The organism is Streptomyces sp. NPDC058773 (assembly GCF_042746015.1).
Lineage (GTDB): Bacteria > Actinomycetota > Actinomycetes > Streptomycetales > Streptomycetaceae > Streptomyces.
Genome location: NZ_JBHYPE010000070.1, coordinates 1 through 1,979 on the forward strand (window position 1 = coordinate 1; position 1,979 = coordinate 1,979).

Annotated in this window: 1 protein-coding gene; it reads left to right on the forward strand. The window is 60.5% G+C overall.

Features of this window, described 5'->3' with window-relative positions:
• Positions 1-631: 631 nt before the first annotated feature.
• Positions 632-1,979 (forward strand): group II intron reverse transcriptase/maturase (gene ltrA, locus ACFW5B_RS33510; RefSeq protein ID WP_386448264.1); only part of this gene is annotated, 1,348 nt, incomplete at its 3' end.

The following is a 1,979-nucleotide window of genomic DNA, read 5'->3' on the forward strand; positions in this document are numbered from 1 at the left end:
CGCGAAGGAAGGAGAGATGTGCTGACCCCGGATTAGTGTCCATATCCGTTCCCGCGCTCACATGCGTCGCCGGTAACAGCGGGGTGTGAAGCTGAGCGTTCAAGCCCAAGAGTTCCCCGACCACCGGGAAACAACAGGCGAGGGAAAGACTGGACGGGTGAACCGCGTGAACCCCTGTTGATGTCTCGTAAGGTTGAAGCTGCCTGGTGGTTTGCAGTCGGCAGCTATAGAACCCGACGCCGAGAGGCGTCAGGCGACTTCCGGAGATTTGAGACCGGAAAGAGGACACCGCCGGTTCCGGGATAGAGGGGGCACCCACCCCAGTCGCAACTTACGTGTGTGGAACGTGGAAACCCCGATGGAGTCCGGGCCTCGGCCCGGTAAGCCAACCGCAAGGAAGGCCCAACTCTCCAGCGGGAACAGGATGGTCCAAGAAGCGAATGCCGGTAGATCGAAAGATCAGGGGAAAACCGGAGGCGGCCTTCACGCCTCCGGCCATAACTCGCCGGATATGGGTCCCGGTGACCCAGCCTGAAAGGGGGCCCACGTGGACCAGGTGAGCCTTTGCAGCATCCCGAGTAAAGCAGCCAGAACCTGGCGGACAAGTTAGACGCGAAGGGGGAACTTACAGTTGGAGATACCCAAGCCTGTTCGGACTTCCATAGCGAACGGACCCCAGGGCGGACATCTCGACTGGCACAGCCTCAACTGGGCCGGAGTCGAGGAGAACGTACGGCGCCTGAGACAGAGGATCTTCAAAGCGACACAGGAAGGGGACCTCAAGAAGGTCCGCAATCTGCAAAAGCTCATGCTGAGAAGCCGCAGCAACACGCTCGTGAGCGTGAAGCGGGTGACACAGCAGAGCAGGGGCCGCAAGACGGCAGGGATCGACAGGGAACGCGCTCTCACCCCCCAGGCGAGAGCACGGATGGCAGTTGAAATCGACGGCCAAACACAACCCTGGCGAGCCAAGCCCGTCAAGCGGGTCTACATCCCGAAGAGCAACGGAAAGCAACGACCACTCGGCATCCCCGTCATGCGTGACAGGGTCATCCAGGCACGTGTGAAGAACGCGCTGGAGCCTGAGTGGGAAGCTCGGTTCGAATCACGCTCTTACGGATTCCGGCCGGGCCGCGGCTGCCACGACGCCATCCAGGCGATCTTCAGCACCGCGAAGGGCAAGGCCGCCAAGCGCCAGTGGGTACTTGACGCCGACCTGGCTGCCGCGTTCGACCGCATCGACCATCCCCACCTGCTCGAAGCCATCGGGCAATTCCCAGCCAGGGAATTGATCCGGCAGTGGCTGAAGGCTGGTGTGGTCGATGACGGACGCTTCACCCGGACCGAGGAGGGAACCCCTCAAGGCGGAGTGATCAGTCCTTTGTTGCTCAACATCGCTCTGCACGGGATGGAGGAGGCCGCAGGAGTTCGTTTCGCTACCCGCAAGGGAAAGGTCATGTGGGCTGCGAAAGGAACCCCGATCCTGGTGCGTTACGCCGATGACTTTGCCGTGTTCTGCACGAGCAAGGAGGAAGCGGAGACCGTCAGGTCACGCCTGACTGAATGGCTGCAACCCCGAGGGCTTCGCTTCAATGAAGAGAAGACACGGATCCTCCATCTGTCGGATGGATTCGATTTCCTGGGGTTCAACGTCCGCCGCCATGGCGACAGCCTGATCATCACACCCAGCAAGGACGCGGTCAAGAGGATCCGGAATCGACTGAAATCTGAGATGCAGGCCCTGTTAGGTCAGAGCATCACAGTCGTGCTACGCCGTCTATCCCCTATCGTTAGGGGCTGGTCCGCGTATTACCGGACAGTGGTGTCCAGCCGGACGTTCTCGGCACTGGACAGCTATGTGTGGACGCTCACTTACAAGTGGGCCAAGCGCACCCACCCGAAGAAGTCGAAGCGCTGGATCGTGAACAAGTACTTCGGCAGGCTCAACCGATCCAAGACGAACAACTGGGTATTCGGTG